The following is a 20,090-nucleotide window of genomic DNA, read 5'->3' on the forward strand; positions in this document are numbered from 1 at the left end:
TGGCGTGGAGGGTTCTGCCTCGGAGGCATCGGTCCACGCGGAGGTGGCCCTGGCGGCTGGCGCCGCGGAGGGCGCTGAGGATATTCGGAGTCGCCGGTCACCAGTTCACGGTACCGGTCACGGCAGCCAGGAGACGTGATCGCGCAGGAGGGCGTAACCGATGAACGCCACCATGTCGATGAGAGCGTGGGCGATGACCAGTGGCCAGAGTTTCCCGGTGCGCTGCCAGTATCGGCCGAACACGAGCCCCATGATCACGTTTCCGACGCCGCCGCCGAACCCCTGATAGAGGTGGTAACTGCCGCGCAGAAGTGACGATGCGAGCAGTGACTTGTTCTCGCTCCAGCCCAGCGTTCGCAGGCGAGTGATCAGGTAGGCGACGACCAGCACCTCTTCGGCGCCGGAGTTCGCGATTGCGGACAGTACGAGGATCGGTACCCGCCACCAGTGGTCGTCGAGCGCGCTGGCCTGGACGGTGAGGTTGACGCTGAGCGCCTGAGCCACGAGGTAGAACAGCAGGCCGGGGAGACCGATCACGGTGGCCAAGCCGAATCCCGGGGCTATGTCGCGCCGGAATCGAGGTTTGGGAGTCAGTCCCGCAGCACGCGGACCGATCCCCGAACGCCACAGTAGATAGAGCCCCAGTGCTGCCCATGCGAGAAGCTTTGCGACGCCCAGTAATTGGCGCGCCAGGTCGATCCAGTCGATGGCGGCCCGCGACGGATTGAGTGCAACCGTCTGATCCGAGAGCGCAACCGGCGTCGCCAAGGATTCGGCGAGCGAGAGGATCCCGGACAATCCGCTGAGTCCGAAGGTGACCAGCAGGACGATCGTGATCTCGATCCAGACTCCGCGTCTGGCGGCCGGATCGAGCGCCGGGCCGGCCGGGACGGGAGACGGCGGTCGTAACCACGTGCGGACGGTCTCGCGGGCATTCACCCGCGCAACGCTAGCCGTTGGAGGCGCCGCCTGATCGGAGGCCGTTGAGGAAAGGGCACCCGACCAGCATGCGGATGGCGCGGCTCAATGCGGGAGCGTCGTCGACCGGGTTGGCGAACGGCATCCACACGTCGCGGTCACCGGTGTGATCCTCGACCCGCAGGCGCAGGCCGTAGCGATCGATGCCGAGTGGCCGAACGCGTCCGGTGCGCATGTACGGGGGAAGCTTGCGCACGAGCAGGTCCACGAGGTCGCGGTGGTCTTCGTCGAGATGCTGCAGCCACGCCGTTTCCATTTCCCAGAAGGGATCAGGGCTGGCGTTCAGCAGTTCGTCCACGGCGACGGGTTCTGCTCCCGTCGAATCAGCGACTACAGCCGAGGCCAGGCTCAAGCGAAGAAGGACCGAGGTGTGGCCGATGTCGAGAAGTCCCGGGTGGGGATGTTCGGATGCGACGTCGTCGGCGAGGACGCGTGCCTCGTAGTCGGGCACCGCGTGCAACGTGCCGCGAAGCCACACGAGGGAACGTACGGGCTCGCGCAGTCGCAGTGGTGCGTGATCGGTGATCTCGAGGACGGCGGGCAAGCCGCCGCTGCCGGAGTTCCAGGCCAAAGCCGCAGCTGCGGAGGCATGTGGGACTGCAACGACGACGTCACCGTTCGAACGCAGGTGATGCACCGACGTGACGGTGGGATCGCTGCCTTCGATGGCGAGCACTGCATCCTGCGCGCGCACACAGGCGCTGCGGACGCGTTCGGCGGTGGACGGGCCGGTGCTGGTCTTCGTTGCCATGCTGCCCCCTTGGCGGGTGTTCTCTCGAACTTCATCGGATGATGAGGTAACCCTAACCTAAGGTGCTGCGGTGTGAATCGCAAGACTTTTACGCAACTCGCGTGGAATCCGTCGAGTTCGCCGGGGTTACGGTTTGTCCGTGGCCATTCCTCTCTCACTCGGGCTGCCCGCCCCGAGAAACTCGCGCGGACTCCTCGAAGCACTCTTTCCCCCGGTCGTTCCGGCGTCTGCCCTGATCGGCGCCGAAGCCGCGGGCCGGGTTGTCGTCCTTCTCGACATCGATCCCGAGAAACTACGTGCGGACACCGGTGCGTCGTACGAGGCCGTGCGTTTCGACCTCGACGTCACCACCGACCAGATCGACGACGCGATCGCCCTGCGTCTGCCCGCTCCGCTCGCGGTGTACGTCGACGGCGGTGAAGAGGATCTGACGCCTGCTGAAACGGCAATGCGACTGTGCGAAGGTGGCCGGATCCCCGGACTCGCCGCCGGTCGTACTCCCATCGAAGTGGCCGATTTCCTGGCGGTACTCGCGCACGAGTCCGTCGGTTTCGTAGCCCGCGCAGCCGACGCCGACGAAGTGATCGCCCTGCTGTGTGGCACCGTCGCCGCACTGCGCGGCGATGACGTGCGCGCCGCGATAGTCGATCCGAAGCCGGAAAAACTCACTGCTCTGATCCCGGAAGCCGCGTCCGCGATGCGCGAGGTGCTGCTCACGATCGAGGTCGCGGATCCGCAGGCGGTGGAAACCGCTCTGCGTGCCGCGGGTTTGCAGTGACCGGCGCGAGTCGGTGCGTAATCTCGTAGGCGTGCCAAGAATCGCGTATTTCGGTCCGTCGGGAACCTTCACGGAGATAGCTCTCGCTCAGTTGGAGGCTGAGGGCGCGTTCGGCGAAACCGTCGAGCGAGTACCGGCAGGCAGTCCGCCGGCGACGCTCGACATGGTTCGCGACGGTTCAGTCGACGGAGCCGTGGTTCCCTTCGAGAACTCGGTGGAAGGCGGCGTAGCTCCGACGCTCGATTCACTGGCCCTCGGTTCGCCGCTGCAGATCGTGGCCGAAACCGATCTGGACGTGAGCTTCTCCATCCTGGTTCGGGCCGGGACTACCGCAGATCAGGTCCGCACGATCGGAGCCTACCCACATGCGGGCGCACAGGTCCGCGGATGGATCGCCGAGAACCTTCCACGGGCCGAGGTGGTGCTGGCCTCGTCCAATGCCGGTGCGGCCCTGGATGTGCAGGCGGGAACCGTCGACGCCGGTGTGTCCACGGCGCTGGCCGGTAAGATGCTCGAACTCGACAGCCTGGCGGACAACGTCGCCGACGTGGGCGGCGCCCGCACACGCTTCGTGCTGGTCACCAAACCGGCCCCGGTTCCGCCGCGGACCGGCGCCGATCGCACCGCGTTGGTGCTTCACCTCGACAACGCTCCGGGCTCCCTGGTACGTGCACTCTCCGAATTCGCAGCTCGCGGCATCGATCTGACTCGGATCGAATCGCGGCCGATGCGAACGGAATTGGGTACTTATCGCTTCTTCGTGGACTGCGTCGGGCACATCGAGGACTCGTTGGTGGCCGAAGCGATGCGTGCACTGCATCGCACATCCGGAGTCCGCTTCCTCGGATCGTGGGCAACAGCGAATTCAACCGGGCCGCAACCACCTTCGGACGAACAAGCAATCAACTGGATCGACGAGCTCAAGCGGGGAGAGGGAGAACGATGACCGGAAGGCTCATCCTCGTTCGGCACGGTCAGACGGAGGCGAATGTCGCCAAGCGTCTCGACACCGCCTTGCCTGGAGCAAAACTCACGCCGGCAGGGTTGGCGCAGGCCGAAACGTTGGGCGTCGGCCTGGCTTCGGCGCCGCCGCTGGCACTCGTATCGTCGTTGGCGTTGCGTGCCCGGCAGACAGCAGGTTTCGTGGAGCAGGCAGCGGGCGTCTCCCTGGATGTGCGGGACGGACTGCACGAAGTGCAGGCCGGGGATCTCGAGGATCGCACCGACGAAGCCGCGCACCGACTGTTCATGGAGACGTTCCATCACTGGCACACCGGCAACCTCGGCGCTCGCATCCCGGGCGGTGAAACGGGATACGACGTCCTGGAACGGTACGTTCCCGTGGTCAATTCGTTGCGCGAAGAATTTCTCGAAGGCTCACGAGACGGCGGCGACATCGTCGTGGTCAGTCATGGTGCGGCGATCCGTCTTGTCGCCGCTCAACTTGCCGGTGTCCCCGGCCTGTTCGCCGCCAACAACCACCTGGCCAACACCGAGACCGTCGAACTGTTGCCCTCGGTCGACGGAGGCTGGGAGTGCCTGCGGTGGGGAACGGTGAACCCACCGTTCGAGCATCGGCTCATCCCCGGTGCCGACGACGTGATGGGCTGACCACCTGCTTCACCACCAACCGGTCTGGACGCTCAGTTGGCGCCCGAGTTCGGTGGAGAGGGTGCTCACGTAACTGGCGGTCAGGTGGTGGGAATCGTGATACACCAACACATTTCCTTCCACGACCCGGCACAACTCCGGTCCGCACACGCCGTCGCTGAGGTCGAGTAGCCGGACGTTGGTCAGATCGGCAATTGCCGACGGCGCCGGATTGACGTCGCTGAGCATTTCCGACCGTGGCATCGCGCAGTGATCGGGTGAGGTGGTGGTCGCCAGACAGTCGATCGCGCGGTAGGCGACGCCGTCGTGGTGCAACCACGGGGTATCGCGAATGGCGAGTACGTCGATACCGTCGCGTCCCAGCTCCTCCCACACGTGCACGTACGACTCGGGCGTCACGTCGCCAGGGCCGTCGGAACTCGGCCTGGTTGCCGTCGTGAACACGAAATCGGGTGAGGCGACGGCCAACTCGGTCAGCACTCCACGCGACCAGTCGACGCAATCCGGATAGTCGTTGTCCGACAACGTCTGCATGGAGTCGATGGTGAGCGGGCAGCCCATCTTCAGATACGTGTCGACGCGGAACCCGTGGCTCTTGCCGAGTTCGTCGAGCGCAGTGAGCCAGTGTTCGGAGTGCGAACCGCCCGCGAGAGCGATGGTTCTGTCGGCATCGGCGTCGCCGTAGGTGCAGTGGACGACGTCCCGCTCGAGAAAATCGCCGATACAACCGTCGAGCGTGCTGGCCGGAAGGTCCAGCGGCGCATCGAAGATCGAGGGAACCATCGACGCCTTGAGTACATCGGCACCGTCCGTGAGCGCGAGTGCGCCGGGATGGGTAGGGAGGTCGAGGGAGTCGACCGCCCGTTGGCCCGTCGTTTGGCTGCTCGCGTACGACTGCCACGCGACCGAAGCAGCGAGGACCACGGCAGCGGTGATGACGCAAGCCAGAACGGTGTATCGACGCGAGCGGCCTCCGCGCTCCACCGGAACCTCGACCAGGCGTCGGAGTGCGAGCGCCCCCGCGACGGAGAGGGCGATGATCAGTGCCCCGCCGAGCAGGCCGGCTTCGGGGCGTCCGGAGATCACGAGTGCAAACACCAGAATCGGCCAGTGAATCAGGTACAGCGCGAATGCGAACGAGCCGAGCCACGTCAGTGCCGGATGGGCGAGCGTCTTCGACGTCCAAGGTGTGTCGTCGCCGACTCCGGACAGTATCAACGCAAGAGTGGCCAGCACCGGTACCAGCGCCCACGGGCCGGGGAACTGCTGGGCGCCGTCGAGCACTATGCCGCACAACAGGATCGACGAAAGACCCGCCCAGCCGATCGTCGCTCTGACCGAGAACGGCAGGGATGCGATCTGCCGACTGCGCGTGCTGGTCATCAGAACGGCCAGCAGACCACCGAGGGCCAATTCCCACAACCTGGCGCCGGAGTCGTAGTACGCCCAGGCTTGGTGACGCGAAGATTTGGCGAGTGCGTAGAGAAAAGATCCTGCGGTCAGAACCAGAAGGGTGACCGCGAGTGCCGGGCGGAAATAGTTGGGATTCACGCGTGAAGCCACATAAGCGATCACGGAGACGAGTGCGATGGCCAGGAGATAGAACTGACCTTGCACGGCCATCGACCACAGGTGCTGCAGGGGAGTGACCGAGCCGTCGGCGGCCAGGTAGTCGCTTGCGGTGCTGGCGAGCTGCCAGTTCTGGAAGAACCCGAGCACCGCGATCAGTTGATCACCCAGATCGGCCCAGCGTGTGCGTGGCAGCAGCAACGCGGTCCCCAGTGCGGTCAAAATGCTGACCACCGCGATCAGGGGGAACAGCCGCAGAAACACCCGCCGCAGTGCCGGGACCGGGTTGAGTGAACCCCCGGCTTCGGCGCGTCGAACCAGTGAGCCGACGAAGAAGTATCCGGACAGAACCAGGAAGACGTCCACCCCGCCCGATACCCGTCCGAACCACACGTGGAATACGACCACCAAACCGATGGCGAGGCCACGCAGTCCGTTCAGGTCTTGTCGGTGCGGTGTTGTTGCCCGTTCTTCGTTCGGCCGGTCGATCGTGGCGACCGAGCCTTGTTCGCCCGGTGACGACGGTTGACGCGAGAACTGCATGCTGAAGTAAGGCTCCGGGCGTTGAAGGGACGCCCCGAGGTTACCCGGAAGTCTCCGGCGTCGATTCCTCGAGTTCGGTTACCAGCGCGTTCACGGCTTGTCGCAGGCGATGGAGTGTTCCGGAACCGATGGACGTCCATTCCGTGCCGTCGGCAGCCCGAGTGGTCGAACCCACGAGCCGACCCGCCAAGGTGTCGTACACAGTCACTGCGCCGGCCATGAGCGTCGTCGCTCCCAAACTGTGTGGTATTCCGACCAATTCGGCGAAGGCGGTACAGGTGACGATTGCCCTACCCAGTTGGCGCGCGCCGTCTTCGGGTATCCCGGCGTTGATCATTGCCGAGGTCACGCTTTCTGCATCCGGGCCGGCGCCGAATGCCAGGCTCAGAATTTCTGTCGGTGCGTTGATCACGGCGATCGGCATTGCTTCGGCGCTGCCGAGCGCGGTGACAACGGGTACGGCCGGTTCGGACGTGACACTGCGTAGTGCGAATGAAGATTCGGTTGAAGTTGCTTCGACACAAAGGAATTCGCCCTGCGCGATGCAGAGGCGTGAAATGCTTCCGCCGACATGCCGACGCAGCGCCAACTCCCACTTGGGGTGAGTCAGGACGCGCAGGCGGGCACTGAGTTCGTGATGGATCTCCCCGCCGGGGAGGAGATCGCGCTCGGAGAGTGAATCTGCCGCGGACTGCATCGCCGTATGTTGAGCGCTCGCACTGCCGTGAACCGTCGCGCCACCGAGAACCACGGGAAGCGCATCGAGCCCGAGTCGCTCACGTACATAGTCGATTTCGTCCTGTGGCAGGGCGACGACAGGCGAATTCCTCCCATCTGGCGAGGTGCCGAGGTCCACCATCAACGCTCTGCAGTTTCGAGTGCGCCACCGATCACGGACGGGATGACTGTGCGACCGTCGGCGAAATGCTCGAAGTGCTTCAGATAATCGGGTGTGTCGTGCTCGGTCTCGTCTTCAGATTGGGCGGCATGACGGCCGCCGGCGATCGGCGCAGATCCGCCTGCGGTTCGGGCCGGATCCACTTTGACGGTATCTGCGGTGCCCTGAACCGGCGAGGTCACGTGATTCTGGCGTGCGGTGCTCTGGCCGGTGGAGGGATCAGGAAGAGCGTGCCAGCCGGTGTGGCCGCTCGACGACGAGCCTGCACTTGTTCCGGCTCCGGTGGTCACGGATGCTGCGCTGACCTGTGCCGGTGCCCGACTTGCCGACGGAGTGCCGAACATTGATGGTGTGGAAGCGCCGAGTCTTGCGCCGCCGAGTCCTGCTCCTGCCGTCGCGAGAGCTGATGCGGCACTGGTGGCGCTCGTGACTGCGGTGGTGGTGGCACCGGCTGCGGTGGCAGCTCCACCGGAGATGGCACCGGCCTGTGAGGCAGCGGCGGCAAATACCGGGTTGGAAACTACGGATGCGACAGCAGCGGTTGCGGTGCGCACGGGATCCGCGATTGCGTCAGCGAGCGTTGATGCCGCTTGCACGACGGACTGTCGTGAGGCGCTGCCTGGGGCCGAAGCGGATGCCCCAGCTGTGGGTTCCGCGATGGACGGTGGTGAGTCGAAGTTCTGCTGCACGGCCAGATGAGCCGTTGCGGCGTCGTACGTTTCCATCGTTACCGCCGCTCTAATTTTGAGAGCTTCTTCGGCAGCCTCGGCGGCAGCGGCACCGCCGACCAGGGCACCGCCGATGGAGTACGCGGCGACCTTGGCCGCTTGAATTGCTGCAATCTCGGCCAGGGACGGCATGGCGAGGGTGGCAACCGTGTACGAGCCGGACTGCACCTGGGCCTTACCTGCGGTTTCTCCCGCGAGCAACGCGGCCGCAGCAGCCCATTCCTGGAACGGTGCGAACTTGCTCAATGCGGCATCCGCTGCTTCTCCGGACCACCCGGTGCGAAGATCCGCCATCACGCGAGAGATGGACGCAGCGGTGTCGGTCAGTCCGGACGACACGGTGGACCAGGCCCCGGCCGCCACGCCGAGAGGGACCGGCCCGGCTCCGGCGACCAGTGCTGCGGAGTTGGGTGCTGCGCCCCGTGGATACCAGATGACGCCGGTGATGCCGACCATTGTTCTTCCCCCCAGGAAGTGTGACTGTGTTGTCGCGCTCGAAGTTGTCGCGTTCGATTTCTGTCGATCAGATCGGTGCGGCGGCCAGACTGGTCTTTGTGAGCTGGTCTTCGAGCTCGTAGGCAGCTGCATTCTTGCGCAGAGCTGCCGCGGCCGAGGTGAGCTCCTCGATTGCCCGATCGGTGGACGAGGCAAGGCTGTCAGAGATGGTGTTGAAATAGTTTGCCGCGCTGCCGGACACTTCTTCGGATCCCGCTGGGAGAACGCGTAGCGTCGGCTGCGCAGTAGAGACGATTCCGCGCAATCGCGTCGCCGCAGACTCGAGTTCCATTGCGGCGGCAACTAGGGCTTGAGGGTCGACGTGCATAGTGCCGAACTCCTTCCTGACCAGTGCGGATAAGTGGTCGGGAGGTCGTGCGCACAGCCGTCGAAATCCCCCCGCACCTAGTTTGATGCGTGCCGCCCGCTTTTGGTTCCCCCCGAAATCGGACGACTTTGCCCTCAGCCCCAGCCGAGTTCGTGCAATCTGTCTTCTTCGATGCCGAAGTAGTGCGCGATCTCGTGGATGACGGTCACGGCAACCTCGTGAACAACCTCGTCCTCGGATGCGCAGATGTCGAGTATCGAATCGCGGAAAATAGTGACCGTGTCCGGCAGGTACCCACCGTAATGAGAATCCCGCTCGGTCAGAGCGACGCCCTGATACAAACCGAGCAGCCCCGGTTCTTCCTCGTCGCGTGCTTCGACCAGCACCACGACATTGTCGATTGCCTTGGCAAGTTCGGGCGGAATCAGATCGAGCGCCTCGCCGACCAGTTCCTCGAACCGGTCGGGCGTCATAGTTACCGTCATGGCTTACGACGGCGGAGCTGCGCCGGGCAACGGCGTCGGCAACGACCGACCTTCCGGTGCAGCGGGTGGCGGAACCGGAGCGGCGCCGTTGATCAGGATCTCGCCCTTGGCGCTTCCGGTGATCGCGGCAAACCCGCCGGTTTCGACCTCTTTGCCGATCGAACAATTGACTCGGCGACTACCGGCCAACCAGCTTTCCAGTGAAATGTTGTCCCAGAACAGCGTCAGCGTCTTGTCGCGAAGTGCGTCTGCGGAACCCAGGTACTCGTTGGATGCCTGAGTGCAGACGCCTTCGAGATAGCGGTCCTGATCTTCCACCGACGGCATCGCGCCGGGGAACTGAGTGCCGAGGTCGATCACCGAAATAACTTCGTATGCATGCGGTTTCGCACAGTCGACCGGATCGGTCGGGAGGTTCTGGTTGATGCCGATGCACGTGCCGACGTCCCACACGTTCGACTGGTCCTGATCCGCCACGCGGCCCGCGAACGGTTGTAGTTCGCCGGTCGTCGTCGAGAACTGCAAGCCGCAACGCAGTGCGCGCTCGCCCGAGGCCCAACCAGATTCGCTCGGGAACATCAGGCCGACGCTGAACTTGCCCTTGGGATCGAATTTCGAACCGAGGTAGGACATGACGATGGGTGTGCAGTGCTCGTCGCGGAGTTCGGCGAATCGAAGGGCACCCGGGTACCTGGAGCCGGGGCCGAACTCGGCGCCGGGGAACACCGACAGGTCGAGTGGACCGGCGACCTCGAAGCGATGCTCACTTCCGCACTGAACCTTCGACATGTCCGTGCGGTCCCCGCCCGACTCGGTCGCGGGTGTCCAGTTGAGGCAGTCGCCGGCCGCAGCCGCGGTGAAAGCGTCGTCGCGAGCAGAGCCCGTCGCTGCTGGACCCCCGCCACTGACACTGACCGAGGACGAGTCGTCCTTGTTCAATCCACCGGAAATCGCGATCGTTGCGATCGCGGCGACCACCGCACCCACCGCGACAGCAGCCAGAACCCGACGGGTGCGGCTCGCGGAGACAGTTTTCTTCGCCGGCGCCCCCTGGGGATCTGCCGGATCTGGCGACTTCTCGATCTTGTCTTCGGACATCGATTCCATCATGCCTGTTGCCGTGGCGATATCGAACCTTCACTACAAAACTCACAATCGCGTCTGTGAGTATTTTGTAGTCATGAGCGAAAACACCCCACTCGATCCCGAAGCTGTCGAGCTGGCGGGCCGGCTCTTCGGCATGGCACGAACCGGCGACGCAGCCGGGCTGGCGTCGTACGTCGATGCCGGAGTTCCCGTCAATCTGACCAACGAGAGTGGCGACACGCTCGTCATGTTGGCTGCGTATCACGGTCACGCTGACGCCGTCGTTGCCTTGATCGATCGCGGCGCCGACGTCAACCGACCCAACGACAAGAATCAGACACCACTCGCCGGAGCCGTCTTCAAGGGCGAGGATGCGGTGGTGAAAGCGCTGGTGAACGGGGGAGCCGACCCGAAAGGTGGACACCCGACTGCCGTCGACGCGGCTCGGATGTTCGGACGCGAGGATTACCTGAGTCTGCTCGAATCGTGATCTCCCCCTCTCCGACGTGGACGTGACCGTCGGCGAGCTGCGGTGAGTGGGTAAAGTTCGAAGTCGTGATTGACCTCAAGTTTCTCCGTGAGAACCCCGAAATCGTCCGCGAGTCGCAGCGCACCCGTGGAGAAGATCCAGGACTGGTCGACGCTCTGCTCGAAGCCGACGCGTCCCGACGCGCTGCCGTCCTGACCGGAGACAACCTCCGCGCAGAGCAGAAGGCCTTCGGCAAGAAGGTCGGACAGGCATCTCCGGAGGAGCGCCCCGCGCTGCTCGAGGGTTCCAAGGAACTTGCGGCAAAGGTCAAGGAAGCCGAGGCCGCGCAGCACGAGGCGCAGGCTGCGCTCGACGCCGCACACCGCGCGATTTCCAACGTCGTACAAGAAGGTGCGCCGGCCGGTGGCGAGGACGATTACATCGTGCTCGAACACGTCGGTGAGATTCCGAAGTTCGACTTCGAGCCGAAGGATCACCTCGAACTGGGTGAGTCGCTCGGCCTGATCGATATGGAACGCGGCGCCAAGGTTTCGGGTTCGCGCTTCTACTTCATGACCGGCTACGGAGCCATGCTCCAGCTCGGACTGCTGCAGTTGGCCGCGCAGAAGGCGATCGCCAACGGCTTCACGATGATGATTCCGCCTGTACTCGTACGCCCGGAAATCATGGCGGGTACCGGCTTCCTCGGCGCTCACTCGGACGAGATCTATCACCTGCAGGATGACGACCTGTACCTCGTCGGAACTTCCGAGGTGCCGATGGCCGGCTACCACTCGGGCGAGATCCTGGAACTGAACGAAGGCCCGAAGCGCTACGCCGGTTGGTCCTCGTGCTTCCGCCGCGAGGCCGGCAGCTACGGCAAGGACACCCGCGGCATCATCCGTGTCCATCAGTTCGACAAGGTCGAGATGTTCACGTACTGCCGTCCCGAGGATGCCGACGCCGAACACCAGCGTCTCCTCGGCTGGGAGCGAGACATGTTGGCCGCCATCGACGTTCCGTACCGCGTGATCGACGTCGCAGGCGGAGATCTCGGTTCCTCGGCCGCGCGTAAGTTCGACTGCGAAGCGTGGGTTCCGACACAGGGCACCTACCGCGAGCTGACATCGACGTCCAACTGCACGACCTTCCAGGCTCGTCGCCTCGGAGTTCGGTACCGCGACGAGAACGGCAAGCCGCAGACGGCTGCCACTCTCAACGGCACCTTGGCTACGACGCGCTGGATCGTGTCGATTCTCGAGAACCATCAGCAGGCCGACGGCTCGGTGCGAGTGCCCGAGGCATTGGTGCCGTTTGTCGGCACGGATGTGCTTCGCTGACACGCTGAACCAACACAATCAGGGCCGCGACGTACTTCGTCGCGGCCCTGATTCGTACTTTCGGACTGGTAGGTTTGGAACTTTTTCTGAACTGACGGAATATCAACTTTTTCCCGCCGATCGACGAGTTGACCACCAAAAGCGTTGTCGATAGACCGCTTTGGCGATAGTTTTGCGTTCAATCGGGCCTCTAGGCCCTGCTTTTCCAATCGGTGTCCGCCGGGGCGAGGGTGAGTCCGGGGTGAATTGGACAAGTGTCTTGCCAAAAGTAGTACACGTACTAGTTTTTTCGCTATGTTGTGACGGCGCGCACACGTTTTGTCCGAATCCACTGCTCATGTTTGCCCTTCCGAAGGAAGTGCCCATGCCCCAAATCTCTCAGTTGCGGCGATTCGCCGTGCCCATAACCGGAACCGCCATGGTCGCCGGAATGCTGCTGATCGGGTCCCCAGCCTCGGCAGTTCAAAGCCAATTCAACTTCTCCACCTCATGCCAGGCGAAAGCACTCATCACTGTCGACAAAGTGACTACGAGTTCTGTCACCGTGGATGCCCCCACATCAGTTGCTCCGGGTGAAACCTTTACCATCCGAATGCAATCCAATGGCCAGTCGTTTCCGAACTCGGATTCGGGCGCCACAACAACCAATTTGTCGCGCTTGAAGAACGATTTCGATGTCCCGGCAAATGCCACCTTCGTCAGCGCGGCGATCGTGCCCGGAACCTCGTTCAACTTGGAGAACGTTGCCCCCAGTGTCATCCGCATCAACGAGGCTGGAAGCCCTGACGCGGCGGGTCCATATCTCCGAATCTCGGGTAACAACGAGGTGATCGGAAACAGTCCCAGTACCAGCACGAACAGTGAGGGTGGTATCCGCGCACCCAAGACGAAAAAGAACCTCGACGGGAGCACCAACACCAACGGTGACAGTTGGTTCAGGATGCCTGCAATCGATATTACGATGATCGCCGGCGCATCCGGTGTGATTCAGCCGAAGGTCAGAACTGCCGGTGACGCTGCTACATACGGCAACGACAAAAATTTCAGTACTCAGCTTGCAAAAGCGAGTCTCTTCGGCACGCAATGGGCCCCGACCAGATGCACGCCTCGAGATGCGAAGGGTAGCGCTCTCAACGCTGGTGCAGGTCCACTCGCGACAATCAGCATTGCTTCGGCTCCGGTGGATGTGGAGACGACGACGTCGTTGTCGGTTCCGGCTACGGCGATTACGGGTACGGCGGTTGATTTGACGACGGTGGCTCCGAACGGCGCTGTGGGCACTATTGCAGTTCAAGTCGAACGGTGCGGCGATCGGCTCGCCAGTGACAGTTCCGGTGGGACCGCGACTCTGTCGCATTCCTTCGATGTTGCTGGTGCTCAGGGCACGGCTGATTTCCTGCTGGCGCTGGGTTTGTCAGTTCGTCGGCGTCGGCTCAGACGGTGACGGTGTCTGATCCGGCTCCGGTGGATGTGCTGACGTCGTTGTCGGTTTATTGTTGTTACCGGAACAGCAGGCGGTGACGGCGGTGGCGCCGACGACGCTGTGGGCTTGCGCGTTAAGTCCGAACGGCGGCGTCGGCTCGCCGTGACGGTTTGATGAACGCGGCGCGCATTCGCTGGAACGTGGCTGTTGCTCAAAATTAATGCGGCACAGTTGCTGGCCATCGGTACGGCGGTCGTCGGCGCGTCTGGCTGGACAATGACGATATCGTCGACATCCGGTGATGTCGGCGCGTTGTCGTTGTCGGTTCCGGCTACGGCGATGCGATCGCGGGTACGGCCAGCGGTTGATTTGACGGCGACGGTGGCTCCGAACGACGCTGTGGGCACTGTGCAGTTCAAGTCGAACGGTGCGGCGATCGGCTCGCCGACGGTTCCCAGGACCGCGACTCTGTCGCATTCCTTCGATGTTGCTGGTGCTCAGAGTGTTACGGCTGATTTCACTGCTGGCGCTGGCTTTTGTCAGTTCGTCGGCGTCGGTAGACGGTGACGGTGTCTGATCCGGCTCCGGTGGATGTGGGAGACGACGACGTCATCCGGTTCCGGCTACGGCGCAATTACGGTACGGCGGTTGATTTGACGGCGACGGTGGCTCGAACGACGCTGTGGGCACTGTACGGATTCAAGTCGAACGGTGCGGCGATCGGCTCGCCGGTGACGGTTTCCGGTAGGACGAGCTCTGTCACGTTTCCGATGTTGCTGGTGCTCAGAGTGTTACGGCTGATTTCACTGCTGGCGCTGGCTTTGTCAGTTCGTCGGCGTCGGCTCAGACGGTGACGGTGTCTGATCCGGCTCCGGTGGATGTGGAGACGACGACGTCGCTCTCCGGTTCCCGCGACGGCAATCACGGGTACGGCGGTTGATTTGACGGCGACGGTGGCTCCGAAACAACGCTGTCGGTACGGTGCAGTTCAAGTCGAACGGCACTGCGATCGGTTCACCGGTGACGGTTTCCGGTGGGACCGCGACTCTGTCGTATGCGTTCGATGCTGCTGGCGCACAGGGTGTTACCGCGGACTTCACTGCCGGTGCTGGCTGTCAGTTCGTCGGCGTCAGCTCCAGACGGTGACGGTGTCGGATCCGGCTCCGGTGGATGTCGAACCACGTCGCTCTCGGTTCCCGCGACGGCAATCACGGAGCGGTTGATCTGACGGCAGCCGTGGCTCGAACAACGCTGTCGGCACTGTGCAGTTCAAGTCGAACGGCGCTGCGATCGATTCGCCGAGCAGATCACGTCGGGTGTTGCGACGCTGTCGCACGCGTTCGATGCTGCTGGCGCGCAGAGCGTTACGGCTGACTTCACCGCTGGTGCAGGGTTTGTCAGTTCGTCGGCGTCGGCTCAGACGGTGACGGTGTCCGTCCGGCTCGGTCGACAAGGCGACGAAGACGGTTCTGAGCGTTCAGGGTGAAGCCAAGGTCGGACTGCGGTGATCTCTTCGCGACAGTGTCCGAATCCTCGGACGCCCTGGTGCCGTCCGGCGGAACGGTTCAGTTCAAGATCGGTGGAGTCGATCAGGGTGCCCCGGTCGCGGTTGTTGACAGGTGCCAAGCTGCACGTGTTCGGAGCAGAAGGCACCTTTGAGTCTCGGCTGTTTCCAGTGGCTCCGGCATTCACGTCGTCCACCGCGGAATCCGTCGACGTCAATGTCACGGTTCCGACCCGTCGGATGTCGAAAGCTCTACGTCGTTGTGGCTCCGTCTTCGGCAAGGTCGGCACGTCGGTGCAACTGAAGGCTGTGGTCAGTTCTTCGGCGCGACGTCGTAGGTCGTCCAGTTCTATTTCGATGGAACGACTCCGATCGGAACGGCCGTCGATGTTGTCGGTGGGCAGGCTGTGTTGAGCCACCTTCACCACGACCGGCAACCATTCGATCTACCTGCCGGTCAGCGGAGCCCAGGGGCGTCACGGGTTCCACGTCGACTGCATCGGTTGTGAACGTCAGTAACGGGGGCGGTGACTTCAGTTCGCTCGGATCGTTGTCGCTGCCGTTCGGGTCTGAATTCTCCGATGATGTGATGCCCCTTGCGCCCGACAGGTGCAAGAGTCTCTGCGCGAATCGATGATTGGTCGTTAGCAGAACTATCAGCAGATTCGTGAATGTTGTCTGAAATAACTGATACATAAATTACTACTTTCGACAGGTACTGTACGAGCGTCCAGCTCCATTCTATTTCCGCTCTGTTCGAGTGACCTCCTTCCGTGCGGTTCGATCCACGTCTGTTGCTAGCGAAGTTCGTGTTGGTGAAGAAGTTCCGCGGTTGTGGTGGCGGCGTTGGTCAGTGGCGTGCTGGGCGCGGAAGTAGTGTTGCTTCGGCCTCCGACGTCATCTCCACGCGGTGGAGAACACGATCCGGGTTCAAACTGGGTTGCGATGGTTACGAGCACCTGGCTTGGGCAACATCTCCGTAATTCCACCTCCACAGGCGTGACCATCTCAGCTCCGGAGAAGGTCGCGGCGGGGTCGAGCGTTCACCTACCGAGTCCAGCCAGGTGCGATGACTGTTCCCACAGTGGTCATGCGGGGCGTTCGGCGATCAGAGTGGACACGGATGAAGTACGACTTCGACATTCCTGCGGGGGTGTCGTTGGTCGATGCTCAGGTAGTGGCGGTACGTCGTCGAATTTGTCGAATACGCGCCCTCGGTAATTCAGATCAGCGTGTAGTTCGCCGGATGCTGCGGGCACTCACTTGCGTATTTCAGGGAACAATCAGACTGCTGACTCCAATGGCGGTGGTGGAAACGGTCAGAGTACAAGTAAAGAACGATGATGGCGGAATCGGCGCGGGGGCTGGAAAAGACTTTCCGGTTGCCGGCGATCGATGTGACGATTGCGGGTGGTGCGGGTAGCACTGTGCAGCCGAAGTTAAGGAGTGACGGATTCGGGATCCTTTGATTCTCGAAAAATGCCTTCACCTTCTTGCAGCGCGAGAAGGACGTCTTCACCGTCATATGCCGGGAGAGGTACAACTGCTCTCTCCGCATGACTCACGCGGCGCGGGATTGAATGCGGGTGGTCAGGCATTAATACCGTCAACGTCGTCTCGCAGGTGTGACCACGACCGCAGTGACGTCCGGCGCGTCGGCAGCGATCGGTCAATCGACGGATTTGATTGCGGAACCGGCGGTGCCGACAGGCGGCACCGTTCAGTTCAAGGATGGCGGGACTGACATCGGCACGGTGGCCGTCGTCAATGGCGTTGCCACACTGCCGCTACATTCACCGCGGCGGGAGATCCACCGCTGTGTACGACGGGTTCTCGAGTTTCTGACATCCATGACCACCGGCGCGCACAGTGGGCGTGGCCGCTGCCGATGTACAGACGACTGCGTCGTTGACAGTCCCAGTAGTGCCGTCGAGCAAACCTCGGTCGCGCTGACGCAAGCATCTCACCGGCAGCCAGCAGTGGAACGGTTCAGTTCAAGGACAGGGTGGTATCGACATCGGCGGACCCATCGCGGTGACTGCCGGGCGGCGACACTGGATCACGTTCACCACGGCGGGTTCACACTCGATCACGCGATCTATTCAGGCACTGCGGGTTTCAGCCGCTCAAGCTCAGGCCATCGAGATCGCCGACTCCGTGCTGAGTACGACTACAACGCTTCAAGTTCCGGCTGCTGCGATCACGGGTTCTGCGGTTGATCCTGACTGCGGCGAACAATGCGGTGGGCACGGTGCAGTTCAAGTCGAACGGCACGGCGATCAGCACTCCATTGGCAGTCTCCGCGGGTGTTGCGACGCTGTCGCACGCGTTCAATGCTGCTGGTGCTCAGAGTGTTACGGCGGACTTCTGCCGGTGCAGGGTTTGTGAGTTCGTCGGCGTCGGCTCAGACGGTGGCGGTGTCCGATCCGGCTCCAGTGGATATCGACGCGTCGCTCTCGGTTCCCGCTACGGCAATCAGAGGTTCTGCGGTTGATCTGACTGCGACGGTGCTGCTCCGAACAATGCGGTGGGCACGGTGCAGTTCAAGTCGAACAGTGCTGCGATCAGCACTCGAGCGGTGGCTGCTGGCGTTGCGACATTGAGCATGCGTTCGATGCTGCTGGTGCTCAGAGCGTTACGGCGGACTTCAAGGCTGGATGCAGGGTTTGTGAGTTCGTCGGCGTCGGCTCAGACGGTGACGGTGTCTGATCCGGCTCCGGTGGATGTGGAGACGACGACGTCGCTCTCGGTTCCGGCTACGGCGATCGCGGGTTCTGCGGTTGATCTGACGGCGACGGTTGCTCCGAACACTGCGGTCGGCACTGCAGTTCAAGTCGAACGGCGCGGCGATCGGCTCGCCGGTGACAGTCCGCGGGTGTTGCGACTCTGTCGCTGCGTTTGATGTTGCTGGTGCTCCAGGTGTTACGGCGGACTTGCTGGCGCGGGGTTTGTGAGTTCGTCGGCGTCCGGCTCAGACGGTGACGGTCTCGGATCCGGCTCCGGTGGATGTGGAGACGACGACGTCGTTGTCGGTTCCAGCGACGGCGATTACGGGTTCTGCGGTTGATCTGACTGCGACGGTTGCTCCGAACAATGCGGTGGGCACTGTGCAGTTCAAGTCGAACGGCACGGCGATCAGTTCCCGGTGACGGTTTCCAGGTGGGACCGCGACTCATCCGCATTTCTTCGATGCTGCTGGTGCTCAGAGCGTTGCGGCTGACTTCGCCGCTGGTGCGGGTTTGTCAGTTCGTCGGCATCTCCAGACGGTGACCGGTGTCGGATCCGGCTCCCGGTGGATGTCGAACCCGACAATGCTCGGTTCCCGCGACGGCGGTCACGGGCAGCGCAGTTGATCTGACCGCGACCGTGGCTCCAGACGACGCTGTGGGCACGGTGCAGTTCAAGTCGAACGGCACGGCCATTGGTTCACCGGTGACAGTCACGTCGGGTGTTGCGGCGCTGTCGCACGCGTTCGATGCTGCTGGTGCTCAGAGCATTACCGCTGACTTCACCGCGCGCTGTCCAGTTCAAGAACTCGGTTGCGAGTGCGAAGTCCAGTTCCAGGTCAGTGTTGCCGACCGGGAATCGTAGTCAGACTCAATATCCCCACCGACGCCAAAACTGGTGTGGCGACTGACTTGTGGGCAATCGTCCGAACGTCGTCGGATGACACTGTCGGCGTCGGTACCGTGCAGTTCTACGATGGTGGCGTCGCGATCGGCGGTCCTGAAGCGGTGACGGCCGGCGCTGCCGGCCTAACATTCGTTTACCTCTGCGGGTGCGCACGGCCGGCGGTCTACTCGGGAGGAGTCGGTGTAGTCGGATCTTCAGCCCCAGGCGCGGACGGTGAATGTAACGGACCCTGCGCCTTCGGATGTCACAACGGAGACTGCGGTGACGGTGCCTGCCGATGCCGTCGTGAACAAGTCGGTGACCCTGTCCGGCGACTGTTCGATTGCAGAACGGTGGAACCGTGCAGTTCATGGATAGAACTTCCCGATCGGCGACGCGCTGTTGCGGTGGTTAACGGGATCGCGGCGCTCAACCACGTTCACGACAACCGGCACGCACTCGATCACGGCAATTACAGCGGGGCAACCAGTTCACGAGGCTCGACCTCGACGGCCCCGCAATTCAGATCAAGGCTGCAGCCGGCGGTGGCACGGGCATCAGTTCAGGCAGCACTGGCTCGAGCGATTTCCTTCCGTTCGGTTCCTGATCCGGAACAGTTCAGGTCGCGGCCCCGAGAGCAGCCATCCCTCGGCCGATCGACAGGGTGAACTGCATCGAGCGTGAGTTACCGGTTCCGTCGCTGACGGGCAGGGTGACACGGACGTAGTCGCCGCGAACCGGAGTGACTGTTGCAGCTTCGGCATCAAATGACTTGATACCCGCCAGCTGATTCGGATCGAGCTTGAGTGGCGGCTGGCCGGTGGCGCCGGCGCCGTCCGGATCCCACGGGCTGTTGCCTGGGCAGATCAGCGGATAGAACGTCTCGACGTCACGGGTGTTGACCGGCCGTCCCGTTGCGCGCGAGAGAAATCTGACGACTGCATGGGATGCGTCAGCCGGGGTGTAGAAATTGGATTGCCCCGCAGGGAAGACGAACGGGCACGCATATCCGGAGGCGATCTCCGAGCGCTTGGCGGCGACGGAGAGTCCGCCGCCACTCCACGCGACCGCGTACTGCCCGTCGATACCTGGTGCTGAGATGGCTGTCAGGATGGCGGGCACGTCCGAATATCGGTCGGCGACCGTGGTCGGCGGCATCGTCCAGCACGCGTTCGTGAGCCCGTTCACGTCCAAGGACACCAGGTCCGTCGCCCAGGCCGCCAAGGCCGGCGCAGCGGCCGGATTGCCGGGCACGTCACCAACCGGCGGCACCACGACAGCTGCTGTGGGCACAGTCGTCGTCGTGGGCGCGAGAGTGGTTGTCGTAGTGGTTTCCGTCGTCGGAGGCGACGGTTCGTCGGTCAGGATTCCCGTCCGTCCATCGTCCTCACATGCGGTTATCGCCAATGTCATGGCGAGTGCGACTGCCCCCGCTGCCGCTCGTCCTGCCGACTTCATTCGTTCGTACGCCCCTTTTGCGACATTCTGACCA

The 20,090-nt window shown here is 63.0% G+C and carries 20 protein-coding genes; 7 read left to right on the top strand and 13 right to left on the bottom strand.

The features are described 5' to 3' along the window. Positions 1-117: 117 nt before the first annotated feature. Positions 118-939: a CPBP family intramembrane glutamic endopeptidase gene (locus ACSW29_RS02545; protein WP_230816049.1), complete on the bottom strand. Its 822-nt coding sequence runs from the start codon at positions 937-939 to the stop codon at positions 118-120. 10 nt (positions 940-949) lie between these two features. Further along, on the bottom strand, positions 950-1,729 hold the full coding sequence (locus ACSW29_RS02550; protein WP_317826688.1) for a DUF2470 domain-containing protein: 780 nt from the start codon (positions 1,727-1,729) through the stop codon (positions 950-952). A 139-nt stretch (positions 1,730-1,868) separates the two neighbouring features. Here ACSW29_RS02550 and ACSW29_RS02555 point away from each other — a divergent pair, with 139 nt between their 5' ends. From ACSW29_RS02555 to ACSW29_RS02565, 3 genes are read left to right on the top strand one after another with little or no spacing between them, the layout of a single operon-like run. Further along, positions 1,869-2,507 (top strand): hypothetical protein, encoded by a 639-nt coding sequence (locus ACSW29_RS02555; RefSeq protein ID WP_317826687.1) that lies wholly within the window; start codon positions 1,869-1,871, stop codon positions 2,505-2,507. A gap of 31 nt (positions 2,508-2,538) precedes the next feature. Further along, positions 2,539-3,453: a prephenate dehydratase gene (pheA, locus tag ACSW29_RS02560; RefSeq protein ID WP_317826686.1), complete on the top strand. Its 915-nt coding sequence runs from the start codon at positions 2,539-2,541 to the stop codon at positions 3,451-3,453. Continuing rightward, on the top strand, positions 3,450-4,118 hold the full coding sequence (locus ACSW29_RS02565) for a histidine phosphatase family protein (protein WP_317826685.1): 669 nt from the start codon (positions 3,450-3,452) through the stop codon (positions 4,116-4,118). The genes pheA and ACSW29_RS02565 overlap by 4 nt, the downstream gene beginning before the upstream one ends. A gap of 9 nt (positions 4,119-4,127) precedes the next feature. Here ACSW29_RS02565 and ACSW29_RS02570 read toward each other — a convergent pair whose 3' ends face one another. The 6 genes from ACSW29_RS02570 to ACSW29_RS02595 form a co-directional block, all read right to left on the bottom strand. Next, a complete protein-coding gene (locus ACSW29_RS02570; protein WP_317826684.1) occupies positions 4,128-6,230 on the bottom strand; it encodes an acyltransferase family protein in 2,103 nt (700 codons plus the stop codon). A gap of 40 nt (positions 6,231-6,270) precedes the next feature. Further along, entirely contained in the window at positions 6,271-7,089 is an 819-nt protein-coding gene (locus ACSW29_RS02575; RefSeq protein ID WP_317826683.1) for an ESX secretion-associated protein EspG, read from the bottom strand. Then, positions 7,089-8,312: a PPE domain-containing protein gene (locus tag ACSW29_RS02580; protein ID WP_317826682.1), complete on the bottom strand. Its 1,224-nt coding sequence runs from the start codon at positions 8,310-8,312 to the stop codon at positions 7,089-7,091. The genes ACSW29_RS02575 and ACSW29_RS02580 overlap by 1 nt, the downstream gene beginning before the upstream one ends. Positions 8,313-8,379: 67 nt before the next feature. Then, positions 8,380-8,679: a PE family protein gene (locus ACSW29_RS02585; RefSeq protein ID WP_317826681.1), complete on the bottom strand. Its 300-nt coding sequence runs from the start codon at positions 8,677-8,679 to the stop codon at positions 8,380-8,382. Positions 8,680-8,813: 134 nt separating this feature from the next. Then, the gene (locus ACSW29_RS02590; RefSeq protein ID WP_007736028.1) at positions 8,814-9,164 is read right to left on the bottom strand and encodes a metallopeptidase family protein; all 351 of its coding nucleotides are present in this window, start codon (positions 9,162-9,164) and stop codon (positions 8,814-8,816) included. Positions 9,165-9,167: 3 nt separating this feature from the next. Continuing rightward, positions 9,168-10,274 carry a septum formation family protein gene (locus ACSW29_RS02595; protein WP_081557200.1) on the bottom strand — a complete coding sequence of 369 codons (1,107 nt, stop codon included), beginning with the start codon at positions 10,272-10,274 and terminating at the stop codon, positions 9,168-9,170. A gap of 70 nt (positions 10,275-10,344) precedes the next feature. Between ACSW29_RS02595 and ACSW29_RS02600 the strand changes: the two genes are divergently transcribed. The 3 genes from ACSW29_RS02600 (at position 10,345) to ACSW29_RS02610 (ending at position 13,503) form a co-directional block, all read left to right on the top strand. Further along, complete coding sequence (locus ACSW29_RS02600; RefSeq protein WP_317826680.1) at positions 10,345-10,740, top strand: ankyrin repeat domain-containing protein; 396 nt, start codon at positions 10,345-10,347, stop codon at positions 10,738-10,740. Between the two features lie 65 nt (positions 10,741-10,805). Beyond that, the gene (serS, locus tag ACSW29_RS02605) at positions 10,806-12,059 is read left to right on the top strand and encodes a serine--tRNA ligase (RefSeq protein WP_007736032.1); all 1,254 of its coding nucleotides are present in this window, start codon (positions 10,806-10,808) and stop codon (positions 12,057-12,059) included. Between the two features lie 364 nt (positions 12,060-12,423). Next, positions 12,424-13,503, top strand: coding sequence for an Ig-like domain-containing protein (locus ACSW29_RS02610; protein WP_448276355.1), 1,080 nt, complete (start codon positions 12,424-12,426; stop codon positions 13,501-13,503). Positions 13,504-14,116: 613 nt separating this feature from the next. Here the strand turns inward: ACSW29_RS02610 and ACSW29_RS02615 are convergent. The 4 genes from ACSW29_RS02615 to ACSW29_RS02630 form a co-directional block, all read right to left on the bottom strand. After that, positions 14,117-14,245, bottom strand: coding sequence for a hypothetical protein (locus tag ACSW29_RS02615; RefSeq protein WP_448276357.1), 129 nt, complete (start codon positions 14,243-14,245; stop codon positions 14,117-14,119). 3,216 nt (positions 14,246-17,461) lie between these two features. After that, on the bottom strand, positions 17,462-17,593 hold the full coding sequence (locus tag ACSW29_RS02620; RefSeq protein WP_448276358.1) for a hypothetical protein: 132 nt from the start codon (positions 17,591-17,593) through the stop codon (positions 17,462-17,464). 81 nt (positions 17,594-17,674) lie between these two features. Continuing rightward, positions 17,675-17,809 (bottom strand): hypothetical protein, encoded by a 135-nt coding sequence (locus ACSW29_RS02625; protein ID WP_448276359.1) that lies wholly within the window; start codon positions 17,807-17,809, stop codon positions 17,675-17,677. 148 nt (positions 17,810-17,957) lie between these two features. Then, positions 17,958-18,116: a hypothetical protein gene (locus tag ACSW29_RS02630; RefSeq protein WP_448276360.1), complete on the bottom strand. Its 159-nt coding sequence runs from the start codon at positions 18,114-18,116 to the stop codon at positions 17,958-17,960. 236 nt (positions 18,117-18,352) lie between these two features. Between ACSW29_RS02630 and ACSW29_RS02635 the strand changes: the two genes are divergently transcribed. After that, on the top strand, positions 18,353-18,577 hold the full coding sequence (locus ACSW29_RS02635) for an Ig-like domain-containing protein (protein ID WP_448277395.1): 225 nt from the start codon (positions 18,353-18,355) through the stop codon (positions 18,575-18,577). A 639-nt stretch (positions 18,578-19,216) separates the two neighbouring features. Here the strand turns inward: ACSW29_RS02635 and ACSW29_RS02640 are convergent. After that, on the bottom strand, positions 19,217-20,056 hold the full coding sequence (locus ACSW29_RS02640; protein WP_448276361.1) for a hypothetical protein: 840 nt from the start codon (positions 20,054-20,056) through the stop codon (positions 19,217-19,219). Positions 20,057-20,090: the final 34 nt, after the last annotated feature.

The organism is Rhodococcus sp. GB-02 (assembly GCF_053470465.1).

Excerpts from the sequence above, each read along its gene's own strand:
- ACSW29_RS02550 (WP_317826688.1), bottom strand. The coding sequence starts at position 1,729 with ATGGCAACGAAGACCAGCACCGGCCCGTCCACCGCCGAACGCGTCCGC.
- ACSW29_RS02565 (WP_317826685.1), top strand. The coding sequence starts at position 3,450 with ATGACCGGAAGGCTCATCCTCGTTCGGCACGGTCAGACGGAGGCGAAT.
- ACSW29_RS02570 (WP_317826684.1), bottom strand. The coding sequence starts at position 6,230 with ATGCAGTTCTCGCGTCAACCGTCGTCACCGGGCGAACAAGGCTCGGTC.
- ACSW29_RS02575 (WP_317826683.1), bottom strand. The coding sequence starts at position 7,089 with ATGGTGGACCTCGGCACCTCGCCAGATGGGAGGAATTCGCCTGTCGTC.
- ACSW29_RS02580 (WP_317826682.1), bottom strand. The coding sequence starts at position 8,312 with ATGGTCGGCATCACCGGCGTCATCTGGTATCCACGGGGCGCAGCACCC.
- ACSW29_RS02585 (WP_317826681.1), bottom strand. The coding sequence starts at position 8,679 with ATGCACGTCGACCCTCAAGCCCTAGTTGCCGCCGCAATGGAACTCGAG.
- ACSW29_RS02590 (WP_007736028.1), bottom strand. The coding sequence starts at position 9,164 with ATGACGGTAACTATGACGCCCGACCGGTTCGAGGAACTGGTCGGCGAG.
- ACSW29_RS02595 (WP_081557200.1), bottom strand. The coding sequence starts at position 10,274 with ATGATGGAATCGATGTCCGAAGACAAGATCGAGAAGTCGCCAGATCCG.
- ACSW29_RS02600 (WP_317826680.1), top strand. The coding sequence starts at position 10,345 with ATGAGCGAAAACACCCCACTCGATCCCGAAGCTGTCGAGCTGGCGGGC.
- ACSW29_RS02610 (WP_448276355.1), top strand. The coding sequence starts at position 12,424 with ATGCCCCAAATCTCTCAGTTGCGGCGATTCGCCGTGCCCATAACCGGA.
- ACSW29_RS02620 (WP_448276358.1), bottom strand. The coding sequence starts at position 17,593 with ATGCTCAATGTCGCAACGCCAGCAGCCACCGCTCGAGTGCTGATCGCA.
- ACSW29_RS02640 (WP_448276361.1), bottom strand. The coding sequence starts at position 20,056 with ATGAAGTCGGCAGGACGAGCGGCAGCGGGGGCAGTCGCACTCGCCATG.